At 70.5% G+C, this 23,022-nt stretch carries 23 protein-coding genes; 14 read left to right on the forward strand and 9 right to left on the reverse strand.

What is annotated here, in order from left to right; genetic code table 11:
* Window positions 1-93: 93 nt before the first annotated feature.
* The 5 genes from mtrA (at window position 94) to hpf (ending at window position 5,712) form a co-directional block, all read left to right on the forward strand.
* Window positions 94-774: an MtrAB system response regulator MtrA gene (gene mtrA / locus AB3M90_RS03705; RefSeq protein WP_412950008.1), complete on the forward strand. Its 681-nt coding sequence runs from the start codon at window positions 94-96 to the stop codon at window positions 772-774.
* A 7-nt stretch (window positions 775-781) separates the two neighbouring features.
* The gene (gene mtrB / locus AB3M90_RS03710; RefSeq protein ID WP_412950011.1) at window positions 782-2,461 is read left to right on the forward strand and encodes an MtrAB system histidine kinase MtrB; all 1,680 of its coding nucleotides are present in this window, start codon (window positions 782-784) and stop codon (window positions 2,459-2,461) included.
* Window positions 2,458-4,176, forward strand: a complete 1,719-nt coding sequence (locus AB3M90_RS03715; protein WP_412950014.1) for an LpqB family beta-propeller domain-containing protein — start codon at window positions 2,458-2,460, stop codon at window positions 4,174-4,176. The genes mtrB and AB3M90_RS03715 overlap by 4 nt, the downstream gene beginning before the upstream one ends.
* A 99-nt stretch (window positions 4,177-4,275) precedes the next feature.
* Complete coding sequence (locus AB3M90_RS03720; protein ID WP_412950017.1) at window positions 4,276-4,968, forward strand: ComF family protein; 693 nt, start codon at window positions 4,276-4,278, stop codon at window positions 4,966-4,968.
* 87 nt (window positions 4,969-5,055) lie between these two features.
* Window positions 5,056-5,712: a ribosome hibernation-promoting factor, HPF/YfiA family gene (gene hpf / locus AB3M90_RS03725; RefSeq protein WP_412950019.1), complete on the forward strand. Its 657-nt coding sequence runs from the start codon at window positions 5,056-5,058 to the stop codon at window positions 5,710-5,712.
* Between the two features lie 69 nt (window positions 5,713-5,781).
* On the opposite strand, the gene AB3M90_RS03730 is transcribed toward hpf, so the two are convergent.
* Both AB3M90_RS03730 and AB3M90_RS03735 read right to left on the reverse strand, forming a co-directional pair.
* Window positions 5,782-7,119, reverse strand: coding sequence for a coiled-coil domain-containing protein (locus tag AB3M90_RS03730; protein WP_412950021.1), 1,338 nt, complete (start codon window positions 7,117-7,119; stop codon window positions 5,782-5,784).
* A 72-nt stretch (window positions 7,120-7,191) separates the two neighbouring features.
* Window positions 7,192-7,794, reverse strand: coding sequence for a PadR family transcriptional regulator (locus tag AB3M90_RS03735; RefSeq protein WP_412950023.1), 603 nt, complete (start codon window positions 7,792-7,794; stop codon window positions 7,192-7,194).
* Window positions 7,795-7,982: 188 nt separating this feature from the next.
* Between AB3M90_RS03735 and secA the strand changes: the two genes are divergently transcribed.
* Complete coding sequence (gene secA, locus AB3M90_RS03740; RefSeq protein ID WP_412950024.1) at window positions 7,983-10,790, forward strand: preprotein translocase subunit SecA; 2,808 nt, start codon at window positions 7,983-7,985, stop codon at window positions 10,788-10,790.
* Between the two features lie 65 nt (window positions 10,791-10,855).
* Complete coding sequence (locus tag AB3M90_RS03745; RefSeq protein WP_412950026.1) at window positions 10,856-12,082, forward strand: pyridoxal phosphate-dependent aminotransferase; 1,227 nt, start codon at window positions 10,856-10,858, stop codon at window positions 12,080-12,082.
* On the opposite strand, the gene AB3M90_RS03750 is transcribed toward AB3M90_RS03745, so the two are convergent.
* Both AB3M90_RS03750 and AB3M90_RS03755 read right to left on the reverse strand, forming a co-directional pair.
* Complete coding sequence (locus tag AB3M90_RS03750; protein ID WP_412950027.1) at window positions 11,973-13,250, reverse strand: CpaE/TadZ family protein; 1,278 nt, start codon at window positions 13,248-13,250, stop codon at window positions 11,973-11,975. The two genes, AB3M90_RS03745 and AB3M90_RS03750, sit on opposite strands and share 110 nt — an antisense overlap.
* Window positions 13,247-13,867, reverse strand: coding sequence for an SAF domain-containing protein (locus tag AB3M90_RS03755; protein WP_412950028.1), 621 nt, complete (start codon window positions 13,865-13,867; stop codon window positions 13,247-13,249). Before AB3M90_RS03755 ends, AB3M90_RS03750 begins: the two co-directional genes overlap by 4 nt.
* A gap of 97 nt (window positions 13,868-13,964) precedes the next feature.
* On the opposite strand from AB3M90_RS03755, the gene AB3M90_RS03760 reads away from it, so the two are divergent.
* Window positions 13,965-14,243, forward strand: a complete 279-nt coding sequence (locus AB3M90_RS03760) for a helix-turn-helix domain-containing protein (protein WP_412950029.1) — start codon at window positions 13,965-13,967, stop codon at window positions 14,241-14,243.
* Here the strand turns inward: AB3M90_RS03760 and AB3M90_RS03765 are convergent.
* Window positions 14,231-14,839 (reverse strand): hypothetical protein, encoded by a 609-nt coding sequence (locus AB3M90_RS03765; RefSeq protein ID WP_412950031.1) that lies wholly within the window; start codon window positions 14,837-14,839, stop codon window positions 14,231-14,233. The genes AB3M90_RS03760 and AB3M90_RS03765 overlap by 13 nt on opposite strands.
* Before the next feature lie 127 nt (window positions 14,840-14,966).
* Here AB3M90_RS03765 and AB3M90_RS03770 point away from each other — a divergent pair, with 127 nt between their 5' ends.
* Both AB3M90_RS03770 and AB3M90_RS03775 read left to right on the forward strand, forming a co-directional pair.
* Window positions 14,967-15,353 (forward strand): Rv3235 family protein, encoded by a 387-nt coding sequence (locus AB3M90_RS03770; protein WP_412951212.1) that lies wholly within the window; start codon window positions 14,967-14,969, stop codon window positions 15,351-15,353.
* Between the two features lie 24 nt (window positions 15,354-15,377).
* Window positions 15,378-16,862, forward strand: coding sequence for a sensor histidine kinase (locus tag AB3M90_RS03775; protein WP_412950033.1), 1,485 nt, complete (start codon window positions 15,378-15,380; stop codon window positions 16,860-16,862).
* Between the two features lie 64 nt (window positions 16,863-16,926).
* Here the strand turns inward: AB3M90_RS03775 and AB3M90_RS03780 are convergent, their stop codons facing one another.
* Window positions 16,927-17,175 (reverse strand): WhiB family transcriptional regulator, encoded by a 249-nt coding sequence (locus tag AB3M90_RS03780; RefSeq protein ID WP_136055103.1) that lies wholly within the window; start codon window positions 17,173-17,175, stop codon window positions 16,927-16,929.
* Between the two features lie 234 nt (window positions 17,176-17,409).
* Here AB3M90_RS03780 and AB3M90_RS03785 point away from each other — a divergent pair, with 234 nt between their 5' ends.
* Window positions 17,410-17,796 (forward strand): hypothetical protein, encoded by a 387-nt coding sequence (locus AB3M90_RS03785; RefSeq protein ID WP_412950034.1) that lies wholly within the window; start codon window positions 17,410-17,412, stop codon window positions 17,794-17,796.
* Between the two features lie 21 nt (window positions 17,797-17,817).
* On the opposite strand, the gene bcp is transcribed toward AB3M90_RS03785, so the two are convergent.
* The 3 genes from bcp to aroA are packed head-to-tail and all read right to left on the reverse strand — an operon-like array spanning window position 17,818 to window position 20,691.
* Complete coding sequence (bcp, locus tag AB3M90_RS03790; RefSeq protein ID WP_412950035.1) at window positions 17,818-18,291, reverse strand: thioredoxin-dependent thiol peroxidase; 474 nt, start codon at window positions 18,289-18,291, stop codon at window positions 17,818-17,820.
* 9 nt (window positions 18,292-18,300) lie between these two features.
* Window positions 18,301-19,371: a ribosome small subunit-dependent GTPase A gene (rsgA, locus tag AB3M90_RS03795; RefSeq protein WP_412950036.1), complete on the reverse strand. Its 1,071-nt coding sequence runs from the start codon at window positions 19,369-19,371 to the stop codon at window positions 18,301-18,303.
* A 3-nt stretch (window positions 19,372-19,374) separates the two neighbouring features.
* Window positions 19,375-20,691 (reverse strand): 3-phosphoshikimate 1-carboxyvinyltransferase, encoded by a 1,317-nt coding sequence (gene aroA / locus AB3M90_RS03800; protein WP_412950037.1) that lies wholly within the window; start codon window positions 20,689-20,691, stop codon window positions 19,375-19,377.
* Window positions 20,692-20,761: 70 nt separating this feature from the next.
* Here aroA and AB3M90_RS03805 point away from each other — a divergent pair, with 70 nt between their 5' ends.
* From AB3M90_RS03805 to AB3M90_RS03815, 3 genes are read left to right on the forward strand one after another with little or no spacing between them, the layout of a single operon-like run.
* Entirely contained in the window at window positions 20,762-21,424 is a 663-nt protein-coding gene (locus AB3M90_RS03805) for a sigma-70 family RNA polymerase sigma factor (RefSeq protein WP_412950038.1), read from the forward strand.
* On the forward strand, window positions 21,421-21,666 hold the full coding sequence (locus AB3M90_RS03810; protein WP_025103064.1) for a zf-HC2 domain-containing protein: 246 nt from the start codon (window positions 21,421-21,423) through the stop codon (window positions 21,664-21,666). Before AB3M90_RS03805 ends, AB3M90_RS03810 begins: the two co-directional genes overlap by 4 nt.
* Before the next feature lie 34 nt (window positions 21,667-21,700).
* Complete coding sequence (locus AB3M90_RS03815; protein WP_412950039.1) at window positions 21,701-23,005, forward strand: GNAT family N-acetyltransferase; 1,305 nt, start codon at window positions 21,701-21,703, stop codon at window positions 23,003-23,005.
* Window positions 23,006-23,022: the final 17 nt, after the last annotated feature.

Genomic DNA, 23,022 nt, shown 5'->3' on the forward strand with positions numbered 1-23,022 from the left:
CGCTCCCTCCGTCGAGCGCTCCCATCGTGTCATATCCCCGTACGTGGTGCGGAGACCGGAGAAGGCGAGACTGGGTGCCATAAGGTAACTGTTATGACCTCACGCATCCTCGTGGTCGACGACGACACCGCGCTCGCCGAGATGATCGGCATCGTGCTGCGCACCGAGGGTTTCGAACCGGTGTTCTGCGCCGACGGTGCGCGTGCGGTCGACGAGTGGCGTGCGCAGCGTCCCGATCTGGTGCTGCTCGATCTCATGCTCCCCGGCATGGACGGCATCGAGATCTGCACCCGCATCCGCGCGGAATCCGGAGTGCCGATCCTCATGCTCACCGCGCGCAGCGACACCGCCGACGTGGTGCGCGGCCTCGAGGTCGGCGCCGACGACTACATGGTCAAGCCGTTCAATCCGAAGGAGCTCGTCGCGCGGATCCGCACCCGGCTGCGACCGACGCCGCAGACCACCAGCGAGCAGCTGAAGGTCGGCGACCTCATCGTCGACGTCGACGCCCACGAGGTGCGTCGCGGCACGACCTCGATCGCGCTCACGCCGCTCGAGTTCCAGCTGCTGGTGGCCCTCGCGTCCAAGCCGCAGCAGGTGTTCTCCCGCGAGATGCTGCTCGAGCAGGTGTGGGGGTACCACTACAAGGCCGACACCCGTCTGGTGAACGTGCACGTGCAGCGTCTGCGCGCCAAGGTCGAGCTCGACCCGGACAATCCGAAGATCGTGATGACGGTGCGCGGCGTGGGCTATCGCGCCGGGAGCGTCGGCTAGGGGCAGCATGGCCGCGACCGGAGCGACCACCACGGCGGTCGCCGTCCTGCGCGACTGGCGCGGCTGGCCGTCCGTGCTGTCGGCGCTGTGGCGCCGCTCGCTCCGGTTCCGCACCCTCTCGATCACCCTCCTCGCCACGTCGCTGGCGATCTTCATCACCTGCGTCACGATGGCACTGGTGATCCAGAACGATCTCTTCGTCTCCCGCAAGAACGTCGCGCTCCAGGACGCGCGGCGAGCCGTCGATCAGGCTCAGGACATCCTCGACGTGGCAGAGGTCGGCGACGACCCCGCGGCCCTCGCCGAGCTGTGGAGCGGCATCCAGGCGAATCTGGCGCGGACGTCGAGCACCGACCAGCTGGCCGGCTTCCGGATCGAGACCGTGACCGACGGCGTGCGCCTGAACGGGTTCACGGCCGGATTGAGCAGGAACAGGCTCAGCCCGGAGCTCGAAGCGCGCGTCGTGGAGTTCGACGACCGGCAGGCGTGGCAGTCGGTCGCCCTCCCGCTCGCCAGCGGCGGAGAGGTGCCGGGCATCGTCGTCGGACAGCAGCTGAACGTGCCGGAGGCCGGTCCGTTCGCCATCTACTTCGCCTACGACCTGCAGGATGCCGACCAGACCCTCGTCTTCGTCCAGCGGACGCTCTGGATCGCCGGAATCGGCCTGGTCGCGATCATCGCGGCGATCTCGTGGATCGTCCTCCGCGCCGTCGCGACGCCGATCGTCCAGGCGGCCGAGACCAGTGCGCGGCTCGCCGCCGGCGACCTCGGGGTGCGGCTCGAGGTGCACGGCGAGGACGAGCTGGCGACCCTCGGCCGGTCGTTCAACGCGATGGCCGACAGCATCGAGGCGCAGATCAAGGAGCTCGGGGAGCTGTCGATGGTGCAGCAGCGCTTCGTCTCCGATGTCTCGCACGAGCTGCGGACACCGTTGACGACGATCCGCCTCGCGGCCGACATGCTCAACGATCAGCGGGCGGAGTTCGATCCCACGACGGCGCGTACGGCCGAGCTGCTCCACACCCAGGTGCAGCGCTTCGAGACCCTGCTGTCCGACCTGCTCGAGATCAGCCGGTACGACGCGGGCTCCGTGCAGCTGGAGCTCGAGGCGACGAGCCTCGCGCACATCGCCGAAGACGTCATCGAACAGATGCATCCGCTGGCCGAGGGACGCGGCACCGAGCTGAGGCTGGTGGCCCCCGGCGGGTACTCGCCGGTCGACATGGATCCCCGACGCGTGCGCCGGGTGCTGCGCAATCTCATCGGCAACGCGATCGAGCACGGCGAGGGGCGGCCGATCGTCGTCACCGTCGACAGCAATCAGCACGCGGTGGCGGCGGGTGTGCGCGACTTCGGTCTCGGGATGCTTCCTGCGGATGCCGAGCGCGTGTTCGACCGGTTCTGGCGGGCCGATCCCTCGCGGCAGCGCACCATCGGCGGTACGGGGCTGGGTCTGTCGATCGCGCTGGGCGATGCGACGCTGCACGGCGGCACGCTGGCCGTCTGGTCGGAGCTCGGTGTCGGCACGAACTTCGTGCTCACCATCCCGCGTCACGGCGGCGCTCTGGAGGGTCCGAGTCCGATCCCGGTCGAGCCGCAGTCCCGCTCCGACATCGGAGACGCGACCCAGCCCCTGTCGTGGGTCGACCTGCCCCCCGACCTGCTCACGCGGATGGACGAGTCATGACGAGGCGCAGAGCATCCCGGATGCTGCGCGGAGCGGCGCTGGCCGCCGCCGCGCTGCTGCTGCCGGCCTGCGCGGGTCTTCCCACGAGCGGCGACGTCACCGTGGGCCTCGTGCTCGGCGAGTCGACGCAGGACGTCGACTTCCTCCCGGTCGCCTCGGGACCGATCGCGGGGGCGGGGCCGCAGGAGATCGTCGAGGGCTTCCTCGAAGCCGGCATCACCACGTCCGACAACTGGGGCACGGCGCGCGAATTCCTCGCGCCGCCGCTGCAGCGGGTGTGGCGCCCCGGGGAGGGCGTGTCGGTGGACGCCGGGACCGACACCCGCGTCCTCACCTCGTCGGTGCCGGTCGATGCCGTCGACGACGCGGAGACGGCCGAGGTGCAGGTGCTCCTCGACCTGGTCGCGAGCGTCGACGAGTCGGGCGCCTACTCCGAGGCGCCCGGAGCGTCGAATGTGATGTTCACCCTGGAGCGGAGGGAAGACGGGGAGTGGCGCATCACGAAGGCGCCCGACGGCATCGTGATCGACGAGCAGCGGTTCCCGAACGTCTACGAGGGCTACGCGCTGCAGTACTTCGACAGCGGATGGGCGCGTCTGGTGCCGGATGTGCGCTGGTTCCCCCGTCGCCAGAGCGCGGCGACGACCGTGACGCAGGCGCTGATCGGCGGGTCTCCCAGCGCCTGGCTCGATCCGGCGGTGCAGTCGGCGTTCCCCGCCGACGTGCAGCTGGCGCAGGATGCCGTGCCGATCACGGATCAGGTGGCCGAGGTGGCGCTGACCCGTCCGGCGAGCGGGCTCGACCAGGTCACGCTCTCCCGGATGCGGACCCAGCTCCAGGCGACGCTGCGCGCGGCGGGGGTCGCGGTGTCGCAGGTGCGCTTCACGGTGGACGGTCGGACGGTCGATGCCGGTGTCGTGGAGCTGATCGACGATCCGCCGGAGGCGGGCACCCTGATCCTGCGCGACGGCGCATTCGGCCGGATCGTCGGCGACGAGATCTCGCCCATCCCCGGCATCTCCGAGCAGATCCTCGCCATCGACCAGCCCATCGCCTCGATCGACGTCGCGATCGACGATTCCACCGCGGCGGTTCAGCTCGCCGACGGGCACGTGTACCTCGTCGGCGACGGCAATCGCGACGAGCTCGACGCTCGTCCGGGGCTCATCGAGCCGACCCTCGATCCGTTCGGCTACACGTGGACGGTGCCGACGGGCGATCCCGACGCGCTGCAGGCCACCGGGGGTGATGTGGTGGCGCACGCGGTGGCGAACGCATGGCCGAACGCGTCGCAGATCTCGGACATGCGCGTCTCCCCGGACGGCGCGCGGGTGGCGGCGGTGATCACGGTGGGCCAGCAGCGCTGGGTCGTCGTGGCGGCGGTGATCCGTGATGCGGCCGGCCTTCCCGTCGAGCTCGGAGACCTGAAGCAGCTGACGCAGCTCTCCGCCGTGGCCCTGGGGCTGTCGTGGGTGGGGACGGAGCGACTGGCCGTTCTCGTCGATCCGCAGAGCCCGCAGGTGCTCAATCAGATGGTCGGCGGGCCGGGCGCCTCGGAGGCGGCTCCCGGAGACGCCTTCTCGATCGCCGGCGCGCGCGCCTCGGCGGGGGTCCGCGTGCTCGGTGTCGGGGGGCAGCTCTTCGCGCATGCCGGCTCGGCGTGGCGCGAGGTGGCGACGGGCGTGTCGGTCCTCGCGACCCGCACCGGGGAGTGATCGCGCACTCCTCCTGCACGCCTCGCCGATCCGGTCGGCCGTCCCCGGAAACGGCGACGATGCCGCCGCACGGGTCCTCGCTCCATCCATGATCGTCGCATGCCCTCCTTCTCTGTGATGCACGGGTGGGGCGGAGAACTCGCCGCCTTCCTCCTCGCGGCTTCCTGCGCGGGATGCGGAGAGCCGGGCCGGCTGCTCTGTCGCGCGTGCACGGCCGAACTGGCTCCCGTGCCGCGGGTCACCGCGACCCGCGCGGGCCTCACGGTCCACGCGGCGCTCGCCTACGAGGGGATCGCCGCTCGATGCATCCGGCGACTCAAGGGGGAGGGCGACACGCTGCTCGCCCGTCCCCTCGGAGCGGCGCTCGGCACGGTGCTGCATCCGCTCATCGATCCGTGCACCTGGATCGTGCCGGTCCCGACGTCGCGCTCGGCCTTCCGTCGGCGCGGCTACCGCGTGCCCGACCTGCTGATCAGACGGGCCGGCGAGCGGCCGCAACGCGTGCTCACGGTCGGCCGGCGGCCGGTCGATCAACGCGGTCTCGACGCCGGCCAGCGAGCGGCCAACGTCCGCGGCAGCATCCGTTCCCGCCGCGTCGTCGAGGGGGCCAGGGTCGTCCTCGTCGACGACGTCGTCACCACCGGCGCCACCCTCGACGAAGCGGCGCGCGCCCTCGACGTCGCGGGCTTCCGCGTGATGTCCGCCGTGGCGCTCGCCGCCACGCCGCGTCGGGCCGGATTCGGAGCGGACTCATCGGCAACTCCCGGGCGACACGGCGAAACCGGGTCGTGACTTCCTTCGACATGCGGACTACGGTGGGGGACCACAAGGCGACAACGGTCCGCCCTTGGCCGGGTGGACCGGGACAAGGAGACAGCAATGGAAACGAGCATCGTCGGCGTCGGAGTGGGTATCACCGATCGCTTCCGAACCGTTGTCGAGGAGAAGATCGCCAGGGTCGAGACGTTCGCGAGTCGCGCGCAACGGCTCGACGTCAAGGTCACCCACCGGGTGTTCCGCAACGGGCACGTTCCGGAGGAGACGGTCGAGCTCACGCTCGTCGGCAAGGGGCCGGTGGTCCGCGCCGAGGCCACGGACGGAGACAAGTTCGTCGCCCTCGACCTCGCGATCGACAAGATGTGCGAGCAGCTGCGGCGCGCGAAGGAGAAGCGCGTCGACGGACGCCAGCACCCGCGCGGCGCCCACTTCGAGAAGGGCACGGGCGAGCTCGAGGGCATCGACGTGCAGCCAGCGTCGGCCGACGTCCTGCGCGCGGTGGCGACCGGGAGCATCCCGGTCCAGAGCCCCGAGGAGGAGGCGTACTCGCCCGTCGTCATCCGCACCAAGAACTTCGACGCCGAATGGATGACGGTCGAGGAGGCCGTCGACCGGATGGAACTGGTCGGGCACGACTTCTTCCTCTTCGTCGACGCGCGCACCGACCATCCCAGCGTCGTCTACCGTCGCAAGGGCTGGGACTACGGCGTCATCGCGCTGAGCACGCAGGCCCCGCCGGCGGAGGCGCTGGCTTCCTGAGCTGATACGCACGACGGCCCGTCCCCGGCAGGGGGCGGGCCGTTCGCCGTGACGATGCCCCGTCGAGGGTCAGTCGAACATGCCGTCCAGGAGGCCGCCGATCACGAGGCCGCCCAGGATGCCGGACGCGATGTCGCCGCCGCCTCCGCGGGGACGACCTCCCCAGCCGCCGCCACCTCCCCAGCCGCCGCCACCGCCCCAGCCCTGGTCGTCGGGACGAGAGGAGTCGATGTCGCGCTGGGCCAGCTGCAGGGCCTCGGAGGCCAGGTGAGCGACGCGACGGGCCTGCGCGAGCGCCTGCTCGCGGGTCTCCTCCGCGGGAAGGAGGTCGGAGAGGTCGACGCGCAGGCGCTCCGCCTCGGCGAGTCGCGTGCGCGCGTCGGCGCCGATCCACCCTCGGTGTCCCGCGATGAGCCCGCGTGCCACGCCCAGCTGGCGGTCCGCGTCATCGATGGCGTGCTGCACCTGCGCCACGCTGGGCAGAGGATTCTCGGCCCGGTGCCGTGCCTTCGCGATCGCCGCGTCGAGGGCGGAGTTCGCGCTGCGCAGCTGCGACAGCTCGGCGAACGGATCGTTCGGCGTCCCCGCGGGGGTGAGCGCGCTCAGCGCTGCCTGCAGAGCAGTCACCGCCTCGGCGACGGCAGGGACCGGGGGAGCGCTGCGTGCGGCGATCAGGTCGCCCCGCGAATCCGCCACCACTTCGGCGAGGGTGGATTCGGCGCGCAGCGCCTCGATCTCGAAGTCCTCCACGGCGTCGAGGAGGGCGGAGGCCCGGCGCGTCGCCTCCGTCGCCGTCTCGAGCGCGAGGTTCGCTTCTTCGTTCTGCTTCGCCGCCCGGCGGCGCTCCGAGATGTCGGCGCTGTGCGTCGCGAACGCGATCAGCTGCTCCGCCTCCGCGGCGCTGGCCGTGATCTGGTGCATGGCCGATTCGGCGTATCGCGCCGACAGACGCTCGATGGTGTCGTTCGTCTGCGGGATGCGCGAGCTGAGGGCCGCGGCATCCGCTCGGACCTGGGCGATGATCTCGGGAGCCCGCCGCACCCTGGCGACGGAATCGGCGAGCACCGAGGTCTTCTCGTCGAGGAGATCCTGCGCCCAGTCGCACAGCTGCAGGATGCGTGCGTTGCGCGTGCGGAGCTCCTCCGGCGTGTCGGGGATCTCGTCGTGGTTCAGCTGATGCAGCTGGAACGCCTCGCGCAGGTGCGTGCGCACGGCCGTCAGTGCGGCGCGGAGGTCGGCGGTCAGGGATTCGCCCAGCTCGGCCTCGGCGAAGGCGAGCTCATCGGAGGTCGTCCGGATGCGCTCATCGGCGCCGACGAGCGCCTGCTCCGCCCGACGCGCCAGATCGGCGTCCTGTGCGGCGAGTTCTTCCTGTTCGCGTTTGCGCCTGCCCCAAATTCCTGCCATGTCCCGATCCTAGTTTCCCCGGCGTGCGCGAGGCGGAGCATCCGCTCCGGGCGAACGGATCTCCGCCGCGCGTCAGGCGTCGGCCGCGGCGCGTGTCGCGGGGCGTCCGCGTCGGGGACGTTCCGCGGTGAGCTCGAGCGCCATCGCATGCTGCGGGTGCGCGCGCAGACGCTCCTCCACGCGGTCGAGCCAGCGGACCTCCGCCTCGGCGGCGAAGACCAGGGAATCGAGGATCAGCGCACGCGTGAGCGCCTCGGGCCCGGCGTCGTCGCGCGACGGATCGGCCCTGCTGCGCAGCGAGTCGAGCCGCCCCTCGCTCGCCGCGCGCTGCGCGCCCAGCACCGCATCGAGATCGACGCCCGGGAGGGTCGCAGCCACCGCGAGCTTCATCGCCAGTTCGTCGCGGGCGACGGCATCGCGCTCGACCGGCGATGCCCACCAGCGCGCGACGTCGGCCGAACCGTCGTCCGTGATCGACCAGTAGACGTGCCCCTGGGCGTCGGCATCCCCGCGGCGCACCAGGCCGTCGCGTTCGAGACGCTCCAGCGTGTTGTAGATCTGACCGACGTTGAGCGACCACGTCGCACCCGTGCGGCGGTCGAACTCGTGCCGCAGCTGGTAGCCGTAGCAGGGGCCCTGATCGAGGATGGCGAGCAGGCTCTGACGAACCGACATGTCCTCCTCCGACCCGCGTGCTGTGCGACGCGATACCGAGTATATGGATACCGGGCAATCCCGCGGTCCGACGCGCAGACTCCCATGCAGGCGACGTGCAGGTCACAGGCCGGTAACATGGCGAGGTATGCCTGGCGCACGTCGATCGACGGCCCGGCGATTTACCCACTGACAGGGAGATGACATCCGTGGCCAATCCTCTTGAGAAGCTGCTGCGCGCCGGAGAAGGGCGGGTCATCCGCCGACTCAATCAGGTGGTCAAGGCAGTGGGCGCGCTGGAAGAGGACATCGCGAAGCTCACCGATGACGAGCTGCGCAACGAGACCACCGAACTGCGCGCGCGCTTCGACAAGGGGGAGACGCTCGACCAGCTGATGCCCGAGGCCTTCGCCGCCGTGCGCGAGGCGGCCAAGCGCACCCTGGGCATGCGCGCCTACGACGTGCAGATCATGGGCGGTGCGGCGCTGCACCTCGGCAACATCGCCGAGATGAAGACCGGTGAAGGCAAGACGCTCGTGGCCACGTTCCCGGCCTATCTGAACGCCATCGCGGGCAAGGGCGTGCACGTCATCACCGTGAACGACTTCCTCGCGAGCTATCAGGCCGAGCTCATGGGCCGCGTCTTCCGTGCCCTCGGCATGACGACGGGCATCATCGTCTCGGGTCAGACCCCGGCGGTGCGTCGGGAGCAGTACGCCGCCGACATCACCTACGGCACCAACAACGAGTTCGGATTCGACTACCTGCGCGACAACATGGCGTGGCGCAAGGAGGACCTGGTCCAGCGCGAGCACTTCTTCGCGATCGTCGACGAGGTCGACTCGATCCTGATCGACGAGGCCCGGACGCCGCTGATCATCTCGGGTCCGTCGTCGGGCGAGGCGAACCGCTGGTTCGCCGAGTTCGCCAAGATCGCGCGCACCCTCGAGGCGGGTGAGGACTACGAGGTCGACGAGAAGAAGCGCACGGTCGGTGTGCTCGAGCCCGGCATCGAGAAGGTCGAGGACTACCTCGGCATCGACAACCTCTACGAGTCGGCGAACACGCCCCTCATCTCGTTCCTCAACAACTCGATCAAGGCGCTCGCGCTCTTCAAGAAGGACACCGACTACGTCGTGATGAACGACGAGGTCATGATCGTCGACGAGCACACCGGCCGCATCCTCGTCGGACGCCGCTACAACGAGGGCATCCATCAGGCGATAGAGGCCAAGGAGGGCGTGCCGGTCAAGGCGGAGAACCAGACCCTCGCCACCGTGACGCTGCAGAACTACTTCCGCCTGTACGACAAGCTCGCCGGCATGACCGGTACCGCCGAGACCGAGGCCGCCGAGTTCATGTCGACGTACAAGCTCGGCGTCATCCCCATCCCCACCAACCGGCCGATGATCCGCAAGGACCAGTCCGACCTGGTCTACAAGAACGAGACGGCGAAGTTCGCCCAGGTCGTCGAGGACATCGCCGACCGTCACGCGAGCGGCCAGCCGGTGCTCGTCGGAACCGTGAGCGTCGAGAAGAGCGAGTACCTGTCGCGTCTGCTCGCGAAGAAGGGCATCAAGCACGAGGTCCTCAACGCGAAGAACCACGCGCGCGAGGCAGAGATCGTCGCGCGCGCGGGACGCCTGGGCGCGGTCACCGTCGCCACCAACATGGCCGGTCGTGGAACCGACATCATGCTCGGCGGGAACGCGGAGTTCCTCGCCGTGCAGGAACTCAAGGGCAAGGGCCTCGACCCCGTCGAGACCCCCGAGGAGTACGAGGTCGCGTGGGACGAGACCTACGAGGCGATGAAGGCCGTCGTCGCGGAGGAGGCTGAGAAGGTCATCGAGGCCGGTGGACTCTATGTGCTGGGCACCGAGCGCCACGAGTCCCGGCGCATCGACAACCAGCTCCGCGGACGCTCGGGCCGTCAGGGCGACCCGGGTGAGAGCCGCTTCTACCTCAGCCTCACCGATGACTTGATGCGGCTGTTCCAGTCGGGGGCCGCGGAGGCGATCCTCGCCCGCACCAACTTCCCCGACGACGTGCCGATCGAGTCCGGCCTGGTGTCGCGGGCGATCCGCAGCGCGCAGTCGCAGGTCGAGGCGCGCAACGCCGAGATGCGCAAGAACGTGCTCAAGTACGACGACGTGCTCAACCGCCAGCGCGAGGCCATCTACGCCGACCGTCGTCACATCCTGCAGGGCGACGACATCGCCGACCGCGTGCAGCACTTCATCGAAGACGCGATCAGCGGCGTCGTGCGCGATCACACCGGCGAGGGGCACAACGAGAGCTGGGATTTCGACGCGCTGTGGACCGAGCTGAAGACGCTGTACCCCGTCGGCGTGACGATCGACGAGGTGGTGTCGGAGGCGGCGGGCCGCAAGGGCGGCATCACCGCCGACGGCCTGACGCGCGAACTGCTCTCCGACGCCAAGATCGCCTATGAGAAGCGCGAGGAGTCGCTCGGCGAGGCCGCGACGCGCGAACTCGAGCGGCGCGTGGTGCTGCAGGTGCTCGACCGCCGCTGGCGCGACCACCTGTACGAGATGGACTACCTCAAAGACGGCATCGGACTGCGCGCCATGGCGCAGCGCGACCCGCTGATCGAGTATCAGCGCGAGGGGTACGCGATGTTCCAGTCGATGATGGGCCAGATCAAGGAGGAGTCGGTCGGCTATCTCTACAACCTCGAGGTCGAGGTGCGCCGTGCCGGCGACTCGCAGACCGCCGAGGTCGAGGCCAAGGGGCTCGCCGACGGCGCGGGCGATCAGCGCCTCGAGTACTCCGCGGCGAACGACGCCGGCGAGGTCGAGGTCCGCAACGACCGCGGCCAGGTGCAGCAGGCGGCCACCGACCGGCTGCGTCAGGCGGCGGCCGCGCGGACGCCCTCTCCGCAGGACGAGGCCCGGGAGGCCCCGCGCGGCGCCTTCGGCCAGCGGACGGATGCCCCCGCTCCTGCTCCCGCGAACCGTGAGCAGCGACGAGCGCAGGAGAAGAAGAACAAGAGGTGAGCCCGACGAGGAGGGGGCCGATCCGCACCGGACCGGCCCCCTCCTCGTCGCTGTAGGCTTGGCCGATGACACCAACGCGCCACTTCGACCAGTCGTCGAAGCTCAAGAACGTCCTGTACGAGATCCGCGGAAACGCCCTCGTCGAGGCGGCGCGTCTCGAGGCGGAGGGTCACAAGATCCTCAAGCTCAACACCGGCAACCCCGCGATCTTCGGCTTCGACGCGCCGCACCAGATCGTGCACGACATGCTCGCCGCCCTCCCGACCGCGCACGGCTACAGCGAGAGCAAGGGCATCATCTCGGCTCGTCGCGCCATCGTCGGCCGCTACGAGCAGATCGAGGGATTCCCGCGCATCGATCCCGATGACGTGTACCTCGGCAACGGCGTCTCCGAGCTCATCACGATGACCATGCAGGCACTGCTCGACGAGGGCGACGAGGTGCTCATCCCGGCGCCGGACTACCCTCTGTGGACGGCGATGACGAGCCTCGCGGGCGGGACCCCCGTGCACTACCTCTGCGACGAGGACGACGGCTGGCAGCCCGACCTCGAGGACATCCGGTCGAAGGTCACGCCACGGACCAAGGCGATCGTCATCATCAATCCGAACAACCCGACCGGTGTGGTGTACTCGCGAGAGATCCTCGAGGGCCTCGTGCAGATCGCCCGTGAGAACCAGCTGCTGCTGCTCTCGGACGAGATCTACGATCGCATCCTGTTCGACGGCGCGGAGCACATCCCGACGGCGACTCTGGCCCCCGATCTCCTGTGCCTCACCTTCAACGGCCTCTCCAAGACCTACCGCGTCGCCGGATACCGGTCGGGGTGGCTCGTCATCTCCGGTCCCCAGGATCACGCCAAGGGGTTCCTGGAGGGCATCACGCTTCTCGCGTCGACGAGGCTGTGTCCGAACGTCCCCGCCCAGCACGCGGTGCAGGCCGCTCTCTCGGGCGTTCAGTCCATCGACGCGCTGATCGCCCCCAGCGGTCGGCTGCACGAGCAGCGCGACATCGCCTGGCAGGGCCTGGAGGCCATCCCCGGGGTGTCGTGCGTGAAGCCCGAGGGGGCGCTGTACGCCTTCCCGAGACTCGACCCGAACGTCCACGAGATCCGCGACGACGCGAAGCTGGTGTACGACCTGCTCGTCGCGGAGCACATCCTGCTGGTGCAGGGGACGGGGTTCAACTGGCCGACGCCGGACCACCTGAGACTGGTGACCCTCCCCGAGCCGCGAGTGCTGAGCGAAGCCGTCGAACGACTGGGGAACTTCCTCGCGAGCTATCGCCAGTAGCGCTCTCGTCGCGCCGACGAGGTGACGACCCGGTGGCCAGGCGACGCACCGCCGCCACCAACGGCGATCGCGGTGTGACGTCGGCCATGGGCCGCCCGTGCAGCAGTGCCGCATCGGCCGCGCGCTGATCGAAGGGCAGGAAGACGACGTCGGTGATGCCGGCGAATCGCTCGAGCGTGCGCCGCACCTGACCGCGTGCGTCGATGCCGAGGGGGCCGGGGCGGACGCGGTTGACCACCACGGTCACGGGCGCGGCGGACGAGATCCGTCGCAGCTCGGCGTGATCGCGCAAGAACCTGCTGATCCCCAGCGGATCGGCTGAGGCGACCGCGATGATGGAATCGGCCTCGCGCAGCACGGTCGAGGTCGCCGCGTGCCGTCGGGGACCGGCGATGTCGCTGGTCACCTCGTCGTCGGCGTCGAAGGACGCGGCGACGTCGACCACCGTCTCCTCCACCCACCCGCGGCAGGCGCGCAGCGTCGCGCCGACGCGGCCCGCCGACAGCTCCGGCCAGCGGCTCGGTCGATTGATCCCCGCGAGCACTTCGATCGCGCCGCCGCTGCTGGGGACCGTGACCGCCAGTCGGCTCAGCTCCGCCGGGTCGAGGGTGCCGAGTTCAGCCCGTCGGCAGGCCGCCGCGACGCCGGGGACATCGTCGCCGAGACCGAGGAGCAGCGCGACGGAGGGGGCGACGGTGTCGGCGTCGATCACGGCGGTGCTGCGCCCGGTACGCGCCAGTTCGACGGCGAGTTGGATGGCGACGGTCGAGCGGCCGGGGGCACCCTGCGAGCCCCAGACCGCGGTCACCCGCGGCGCGGAGGCGGCCGGCACGGGCTCGGGCTCGGGCGCGTCGGTGACGAGCGCCCGAGCCACTTCCCACCCGGCCGCTTCCGGCGGCAGCGCCGCTGCGAGGCCCAGCCGGCCGACCAGGCGACTCTCCGAGCTGCCGAGTGCGACGATCCGCACTCCGGCCCGATCGCACGCCGCGATCAGCTGAGCTGACAGGACGTCGCGGCTCGCGGGAACCACGATCGCGTGTACGCCCGGCGCGAGCTCGATCGGTGCGGTAGGCGGCGCGATCGCCACGACGCGGATGCCCTCCCACTCGAGTTCGATGGCGAGTTCCCGCGCCCGGGGCTGCGCGATCGCCACGATGACGCCGATCATGAGCCGGATCGGACGGGAACGACCGAGAGCGTCGATCCGCCCGTGATGGCGGAGAGCACCTCGGCGACGTCGGCGCGATCGATGACGAGTTCCACTTGCGTCTCCTCGGCGGCGAGCATGCCGTCGGCCTCGACCACCGCACGCACGATGACCTCGGCGACGAGGATGCGCGGCTCGTCGAACGACCGTCCGTCGTCGAGCGGAGGCGCATGCCACACCTCGACGACCGTTCCCGCCACGACCTCTTCGGGGAGGCTGGTGCTGCTCTCGACCACCACCGTCGTGCGACGGCTCTCCGCGGCGTCGGCGAGCACGCCCGAGGGCACGAGCTCGCCCTTCTGCAGAGTGCGGGAGGCGATGCGGCCCGGCTCCAGATCCTGTGGGGCGAGGTAGTCGCCGGTCACGGGCCCCAGCCCGACCTCGATCACCTGGAAGTCGCCGGCCTCGAGGATCTCGCCCGGAGTGATGGTCCGTTTCGCCTGCAGCACCGGCGTCGTGTCGTCGGATGCCGCGACGAGCAGCCACACTCCGCCGACGGACAGCGCCACCAACACGATGCCGACGAGGAACCGGACGTCGCCCCAGAACGCGCGCTGAGGACGGGAGAGGACAGCCATGGGAGTATCGTCACAGAACTCGGTCGCCCTCCTGCCGAGTTATCCACAGGGGGCGGCCGGCCGGGGCCCGCAGACCACGGTGGGGGACAATGGCACCATGGCACATTCGCCCGCGTCCCCCCCGCGGTTCCGCGCCCCCGCTCAGGTCGCCGAGCTCCTGGGCATCGGCGTCGACGAGGTGATCGCTCTCGTGCACGAGGGCCGTCTGCGCGGCTCGCAGCTCGGCGCGCCGCCGAGATGGCGGGTCGAGGAGTCGAGCATCGAGGAGTACCTCGCCGAGCAGTCGGAGACCTCGCGGCGGATGGCGCTCTGGCGGCAGTCGCAGACCGCGAGCTTCCCCGAGGTGTGGGGCACGTCGTCAGCTCACACCAGGTGATCGCCGAGCGTTCGCACCGCCACGAGCGCCGAGAAGGGGATGACGCGGAACCCGTGGACGGATGCCGCACGGCGCGCATCACCCGCGTCGTGCAGCGCGAGGTCGAGATGGTCCGCGGCCGCCCGGTCGATCGTGCCGTGCAGATCGTCGCCGATCCGCAGGCTCAGGCGCACCGCCGCACGACGTCGCGCGAGGTCGCGCAGCACGAACCCGAGCGTCATGCGCTCCCGCAGGGCGAGGTCGTGGCCGGGCCTCTCGTCGAGACTGTCCAGGAGCAGTCCGTGGTCGAGAGCGATACCGGTGATCGCGTCATGGGGGATGAGGAGCGTGGCAGCGGGCGCGGAACCCGTCGCGACGCGTGACGTCGCGGCGATCCAGTCCGCACCGAGGCTGCGCAGGGTCACGGGCACCCGCCGGGCGTCTGCGAGGTCGACGGTGACCTCGGCTCCGGCGGCGCACAGCATCCGCAGTCGGGCGCGCATATCGAGGCGTGCGATCCGCAGTCTCTCGGACTCCGCGTCGAGAGCCGCCCGCTCCGCCTCCCACTCGGAGGCGAGCTGACCTTCGAGGTCTTCGAACAGGCGATCCCAGTGCATCCGACCGAGCGTAGGCGAGGCCCGTCGGCCATGTACGAGTTATCCACATTCCTTCGCGAAGGCCCCGGAGTGCGCCCCCGCGCCATGCTCTACTGACTCGCAGTTTCAACGACTGAGAGTTCCCATGATGATGCTTCACGAGTACTTCGCCCCGCAGCCGACGTCCACGGCCGAGCTCCCCGACCCCGCACCCCTGCTGCGCAGCCTGACGCACGGCGTTCTCGAGGTGCTGGCCGGCGTCCGCGAGGTCGACCAGCTCGCCCGGTGGTTCAGCGAAGACGCGTTCCGCAGTCTCGTGACCCGGGCGAACCTGTCGGCCCGGGCGCGCAGCGCGCGGGGCGTCGCCCCCGCGCGTCCGATCTTCGAAATCCTCTCGATGCGCATCGGGCAGCCGCTCGACGGCATCATCGAGGCGGTCGTGGTCGTCGCCGGCCCGGGCCGGACGCGGGCCGTGGCCATCCGTCTGGAGGGACTGGACCGGCGGTGGCGCGCGAGCTCCCTGGCCATCCTCTGAGACGGTCGCCCCTAGGCTGGTGGGGTGTCAACCCTCAGTGATCTCGCCCACGCCCAGGGCATCTTGACCGACGGCGACGTCGAGTGGCTCCATCGTCTCGCCGGCGACGGTCAGCTGCTCGCGGATCTCGCTTCGGCGGACATCGTCATCTGGATCCAGACCGACGACGGCTCGTTCATCGCCGTCGCTCACGCGCGGCCCAGCGGCGCCGCCACGCTGTTCTATCGCGACATCGTCGGGGAACGGGTCCGGCCGCAGTGGCGCACTCAGGTGCAGGGCGCGTTCGAGTCGGCGGCGATCGTCGACTCGTCTTCGCCGGACTGGTTCGAGGAGACCCCGACGCGCGTGCGTGCGGTGCCGATCGTGCAGGAGCGCCGCGCGGACGACGCGGCCCCCGTCGTCATCGGCGTCGTGACCAGGCACACGAACCTCGGCGAGACGCGCACCCCGTCGCGTCAGCAGATCACGTTCGAGGACTGCGCCAACGACCTGTTCCGGATGATCGCCGACGGCAGCTTCCCCGACCTCGCCGCACCGACGTCGCCGCGGCGCGGGGCGCCTCGCGCGTCGGACGGCCTGATCCGCATCGACGTCGACGGGATCACCACCTTCGCGAGCCCCAACGCACTCTCGGCGTTCAACCGCATGGGCTTCGACGACGAGCTCGAGGGGGAGTCGCTCGCCGAGGTCACGACGCGGCTCGTGCCGCCGTCGCGGCAGGTCGACGAGTCGCTGCCCGTGGTCGTCACGGGCCGCGCGCCCTGGCGCACCGACATCGAGGCGCGCGGGGTGACCGTGTCGCTGCGAGCCATCCCCCTGAAGGACCGCGGCACGCGGATCGGGGCGATCGTCCTCTGCCGCGACGTGTCGGAGCTGCGGCACCAGGAGCAGGAGCTCATCACCAAGGATGCGACCATCCGTGAGATCCACCATCGGGTCAAGAACAACCTGCAGACGGTCGCGTCGCTCCTGCGCATCCAGGCACGGCGGACCCACTCCGACGAGGCCAGGGACGCGCTGACGCAGGCGATGCGGCGCGTCGACTCGATCGCCGTCGTACACGACACGCTGGCTCAGGGACTGACGCAGAAGGTCGACTTCGACGAGGTGTTCCACCGCGTGCTGAAGCTCGTCGCCGAGGTCGCCTCCGCGCCCAACACCCGCGCTCGCACCCAGTCGACCGGCCGGTTCGGCGTGCTGCCCAGCGAATACGCGACGCCGTTGGCCCTCGCTCTCACCGAGGTCGTGACCAACGCCGTCGAGCACGGACTCGCGGGCACGGAGGGACTGGTCACCATCGACGCGACGCGCACCGAGGACAACCTGCGCGTGACGGTGCACGACACCGGTCTCGGGTTGCCCGAGGGGCGAATCGGCCAAGGGCTGGGCACCCAGATCATCCGCACGCTGATCCAGGGCGAGCTCGGCGGGACGATCGAGTGGCGGGGGAGCGAGGGCGAGGGCACCGAGGTGGTCATCGACATCCCGCTGCGGTGGCTGCAGCCCTGACCGCCTCGCCCGCTCCGCACAGACGAAAGCGGCCCGAGAGGATCTCGGGCCGCTTTCGAGGAGTTCAGGAAGCGCGTCGCGCGCGTGCGGCGCGGCGCTTGAGGGCGCGGCGCTCGTCTTCGGACAGGCCGCCCCAGACGCCGGAGTCCTGACTGCTCTCGAGGGCGTACTGCAGGCAGATCTCGGTCACGGTGCAGGTGGCGCAGACCGCCTTCGCCTTCTCGATCTGGTCGACGGCGGGTCCGGTGTTCCCGACCGGGAAGAACAGTTCGGGATCGACGGTCAGGCAGGCGGCTTTGTCACGCCAGTCCATGGGGGCTCCTCGGTGTGGATTGCTTGAGATGTCGCGACGCGACTGCTCAGTTTCGGGCGACTGTTCGGGTTCAGTTACCCTGGTGATATGCGGACGGACGCCCGCGTATTGTGATGCGGGCGAGTGGCCCGCCCCACGCCGCTGTGGGAGCACATGACGCTGTCCATTCTGTTACATGGAGCCCGCGAAATCAAGGATTTTCCGCCTTCCCACTCGATTCTCAGGAGACCCATCGTGCGCTCACCCGGGCTCGCCCTCGCCGCCGCCGGCGTTCTCGCTGCCGAGGGAGTCGCGCTGCTGGTGTTCGCGGTGATCGAGCTCACGGGGCTCGGCGCCGGCGACGCGGCATCCCTCCCCACGGCGGTCGCCCTGATCGCGCTCACCCTGATCGGCGCCGCGGCCCTGATCGCGTTCGCCGCCGGGACCCGGGCCGGCAGGTCGTGGGCCCGCTCCGGAGGCGTGGTGTTCCAGGTGCTGGCGGTCGCCCTCGCCGTGGCCTCCCTCTCGATGCAGCCGATCCCGTGGCTGTTCGTCGTCGCGGTCGGGCTGCCGGGGCTCGTGGGCTTCGGACTCCTCATCGCCAGCGCGCGACGTGAGGGCGGGCGAGCGGCCGCCGAGTGACCCGCCCTTGTCCGGCGCCGGTCAGGCGTCGATGCCGAGGAGCCTCCGCAGCCGGGCGACATGCCCGGTGGCCTTCACGTTGGAGAGGGCGAGGGTGACGACCCCCTCCTCGTCGATGACCACGGTCGAGCGGATCGCACCCTCGACGACCTTGCCGTAGTTCATCTTCTCTCCCCAGGCCCCGTAGGCGGAGTGCACCGCGTGGTCGGGGTCGCTCAGGAGCGTGAAGGTGAGCGCGTCGCGATCGCGGAACTCGGCGAGCTTCGACGGCTCGTCGCGCGAGATGCCGATCACCCGGTAGCCGGAGCCCTGCAGGGCGCCCATGCTGTCGCGGAAGTCGCATGCCTGGGTGGTGCAGCCCGGCGTCATGGCCGCGGGGTAGAAGTACAGCACCGTCTTGCGGCCCCGCAGGTCGGCGAGAGAGACCTCGGCGCCGTCCTGGTCGAGGAGGGTGAAGTCGGGGGCGGGGGATCCGATGTCGAGGCGCTCAGTCACCCCTCCAGCCTATCGGCCGGGGGTCTGCTCGGCCTTGTCGGCGAACGTCTGCAGCAGTCGCTGCAGGGAGTCGAGCCGCGCGCGACCCGTCTCGCTCAGCTCACCGCGCTCCGCCGCCTCGATCAGTGCGCAGTCGGGAGCATCGGCGAGGTGCGTGCATCCGCGGGGGCAGTCTTCCGCGATCACCGCGAGCTCGGTGAAGGCGGCCAGGATGTGCGCCGGATCCACGTGACCGAGGCCGAAGGAGCGGACGCCCGGGGTATCGATCACCCACCCTGTCCCCGTCGACCCGTGATAGCGCAGGGAGACCGTGGACGACGACGTGTGGCGACCCCGCCCGGTCACCTCATTCACGTGCCCGGTGGCCCGCTCGGCCGACGGGACGAGCGCGTTCACGAGGGTGGATTTCCCCACCCCGGAATGCCCCACGAAGACCGTCGAATGACCGACCAGTGCCGCCCCGATCCGGTCGACGGGCATCTCGTCGCGCGCGCTGGTGAACACCTGCAGATCGAGGCCGTCGAAATGCGCGAGGAAGTCGGTCGGGTCGGCGATGTCGGTCTTCGTGACGACGAGGAGAGGGCGGATGCCGGCGTCCAGGGCCGCGACGAGGTAGCGGTCGACGAGGCGCGCGCGCGGCTCCGGGTCGGCCGCGGCGACGACGACGAGCATCTGATCCGCGTTGGCGACGATGACGCGCTCGACCTGATCCGTGTCGTCGGCGCTGCGACGCAGCAGCGACGTGCGATCGACGATCCCCACGATGCGACCGAGCGTCCCCTCCTCGCCGGAGGTGTCGCCCACGACGCGCGCCCGGTCGCCGGTGACGATCGGCGTCCGCCTCAGCTCTCGTGCGCGGACCGCGGTGATCGTGTGCTCGGCGTCGGAGTCCTCGTCGAGAAGCACCGAGTACCGGCCGCGATCGACCCCGAGCACCCGGCCGATCCTGGCGTCCTCGTGAGCGGGGCGTCGTTTGGTGCGCGGCCGGTTCGCCTTCGGGTTCGGACGGGTCCGGATGCTGCTCTCGTCGTAGTCCTCGAAGTCGTCCTCGAGGTCGTCGGCGTCGTCGAGCCAGCTCATCGGTCAGCCACCCAGCATCCGCTCCCAGAGCATCGTGAACTCCGGCAGGGTCTTCGCGGTGGTCCCGATGTCGTCGATCTCGATGTCGGCGACGCGCAGACCGATGAGCGCGCCGGTCGTCGCCATCCGATGGTCGTGGTGCGCGGCCCAGCCCCCGCCGTGCAGCGGGCGGGGGATGATGCGCAGGCCGTCGGGCAGCTCCTCGGCCTCTCCGCCGAGCGCGCGCAGATTGCCGACCAGCGCGGCGATCCGATCGGTCTCGTGGCGACGGATGTGCCCGATGCCGCGCAGGGTCGTCGGCGTCTCGGCGAAGGCGGCGAGGCCTGCGAGCGTGGGAGTCAGCTCGCTGGCGGCGGAGAGGTCCATGTCGAGTCCGCGGATGCCCGAACCCGCGCGCACGGTGAGCGTTCCGCCGTGGCGGCCGACGTGCGCGCCCATGGCCTGGAGGATCTCGGGCAGCAGGGCGCCCGGCTGGGTCGAGTGCGCCGGCCAGCCGGTGATCGCGACGGAGCCGCCCGTGACGAGCGCGGCCGCGAGGAAGGGCGCCGCGTTCGAGAGATCGGGCTCGATCGCGATCTCCTTGGCCCGCGGCACGCCCGCTTCGACCAGCCACTCTCCGACGCCGGGCCGCTCGATGCGGATGCCGCGTCGGCTCAGCGCCTCGATCGTCATGTCGATGTGCGGGAGGCTGGGAAGGTGCTCGCCCGTGTGCACGAGGTGGAGGCCGACGTCGAACCGCGGTGCCGCGAGGAGGAGTCCGGACACGAACTGGCTCGACGCGGAGGCGTCGATCTCGACGCGGCCGCCGCGGATGCGCCCGTGCCCGCGGATCGTGAACGGAAGCGCCCAGGTGCCCTCGTCGTCGATGTCGACTCCCAGATCGCGGAGCGCGCTGATCAGCCCTCCCATCGGGCGGTGCAGGGCCGTCTCGTGCGCGGTGAGGTGCACGTCGTGCTCGGCGAGCCCCGCCAGGGGCGCGATGAACCGCATGACGGTGCCGGCCTGTCCGCAGTCGACCGTGGTGCCGCCCTCGAGTCGTGCGGGCGTGACCACGAGATCGGGACCGAACTCGTGCCCGCCGTCGACCTCTTCGACGCCCACCCCGAGCGCGCGCAGCGCGTCGACCATGCGGGCCGAGTCGTCGGAGTGCAGGGGTGCGATCAGGCGCCCAGGACCGTCGGCGATCGCGGCGATGATGAGTTCGCGATTCGTGAGCGACTTGGACCCGGGGATGGTGAGCTCGGCGCGCAGCGCCCGGTCGACGGTGGGCGCGGCGTACGCGCCGTGGACACGGGGCGGGGAATACCTCTGGGCGCTCATCGGTTCTCACTCTAGTGAAGACGGCCCCCGCCGCGTGGGAAGCGGGGTCGCGCGCGATCAAGGAGAGTCGATGCTGGGCACGCTGGAACGCGGGACGCTCGACATCAGCGGCCTAGACTGGCCGGTGATGGATGACACCGCAACCGCAGAGACCGTCAGCGACCCTCGGCGCGAGTTCGAGGAGCAGGCGCTGCCCTTCATGGACCAGCTGTACGCCGCCGCGATGCGCATGACGCGCAACCCGGCGGATGCCGCCGACCTCGTGCAGGAGACCTTCGTGAAGGCCTACGGCTCGTGGGCGACGTTCACTCAGGGGACCAACCTGAAGGCGTGGTTGTACCGGATCCTCACGAACACGTACATCAACATCTATCGCAAGCGTCAGCGCGAGCCGTTCCAGGGGACGATCGACGAGCTCGAGGACTGGCAGCTCGGCGGCGCGGAGTCGACCACGGCATCGCACGGGCGCTCCGCCGAGGCCGAGGCGATCGATCACATGCCGGCATCCGTCGTCAAGGACGCCCTGCAGTCCCTGCCGGAGGACTTCCGCCTGGCCGTCTACTTCGCCGATGTCGAGGGATTCGCCTACCAGGAGATCGCCGACATCATGAAGACCCCCATCGGCACCGTGATGAGTCGCCTGCACCGTGGCAGGCGGATGCTGCGGGAGCTGCTGGCCGAGTACGCCGCGGAGCGGGGCATCGCCGCGGCTGACACGAGGAGTGAGAAATGAGCGACTGCGGCTGCGACAAGGCCCGTCAGGATCTGGAGGAGTACCTCCGCAACGAGGTGTGCAAGACCGAGCACGCCGAGATCCGCGAGCATCTCGAGAACTGCCCGGCGTGCCGGGACGAGGCCCTCGTCGCGACCACGCTCACCGAGGTGATCGCCCGGGCGTGCAAGGAGACGGCTCCCGAGGAGCTGCGTGACCAGGTGTTCGCCCGGTTGCGCGAGGTTCAGGCCGCGCAGCACTGAACCCGGGGTCGGCGCCCCTCGCTAGGGTGGGACGATGACCACTCCCGATGCGCGCGACGTGCCAGCCGACCCGCTCTCGATCGAACGACTGAGCTCGACGGGACTCGAGTACCGCGTCGTCGACCTGACCGACGACGCGCGCGCCGAGGCCTTCCAGCGAGCCGCCGATCGAGGCTTCCTCGGTGCGGAGCCGAGCGCCGAATCCCTGGCCGCCGCGCGGAAGACCTATCTCACCCGGCGCAACGTCGGCGTCTACGAACCCGGCGTCGCGGCCACCGCGTTCCCCGTGGCGACGACGAACGCCTGGGTGACGCCGATGACGCTGCCCGGAGGCGGCGAGATCGACATGTGGGCCATCAGCATGGTGACCGTCGCGGCCACGCACCGTCGACGGGGGATCGCGCGGGCGCTGCTCGAGGGAGAGCTGCGTGCCGCGGCGGCCGCGGGCATCCCGGTCGCGGGGCTGACGGTGTCCGAGGCCACCATCTACGGCCGGTACGGGTTCGGCTCCGCCCTGCCGGTGCTCGCCTTCACCGTCGACACCCGCCGTGCCGGCTGGAGCGGTCCCACCGCGCCCGGACGTGTCGAGTACGTCGACCGCGAGACGCTCGCCCTCGACCTCGCAGCCGTGCACGCCCGCGCCCGGCGGAGCGCTCCCGGTCGCATACCCGGTTGGCAGGGGCGTTGGGAGGGCCTGTCGGGCGCGGCCCCGACCACTCCCGAGCGCGACAAGGTGCGGGGCGTTCGCTACCTCGACGAGACCGGCGAGGTCTGCGGAGCGCTCGCCTACCGTCTCACGGAGAGGGGCGACTCCTTCCGGTTCGATCTCGACGTCCGGCTGCTGGTCGCGGAGACGCCTGACGCGGTGTCGGCCCTGTGGCGCTTCGCGCTGCAGCACGACCTCGTCGACGAGGTCACCGCCGACCTGCGTCCGCTCGACGATCCGCTGCCGTGGCTGGTGCTCGATCAGCGAGGAGTGACGGCGACCGTGCACGATCACGGCTGGCTGCGCATCATCGACGTTCCGGCGGCGCTGACCGCTCGGCGGTATTCGGCTCCGCTGGACGTCACGATCCGCGTCGATGACGCACTCGGCTTCGCGGCGGGGGACTGGCGTCTTCGGGTCGATGCCGGGGGAGCGGCGACGGTCGACCGGGTCGAGGGCCGTGCCGTCGACCTCGCACTCGATGTGTCGGCGCTCTCGAGCCTCTACGCCGGTTCCGTGCGCGCGGCGTCCCTGCAGGGCGCCGGTCGCGTGGACGGCGACGGAGAAGCGATCGGCGCGCTCGACCGCGCGTTCGTCGCGTTCCCCGCGCCCTCCCTCGACATCTGGTACTGACGCCCCGCTGAGGGGGA

The sequence above is a fragment of the Microbacterium martis genome, from assembly GCF_047246685.1.
Taxonomy (GTDB): Bacteria; Actinomycetota; Actinomycetes; order Actinomycetales; family Microbacteriaceae; genus Microbacterium.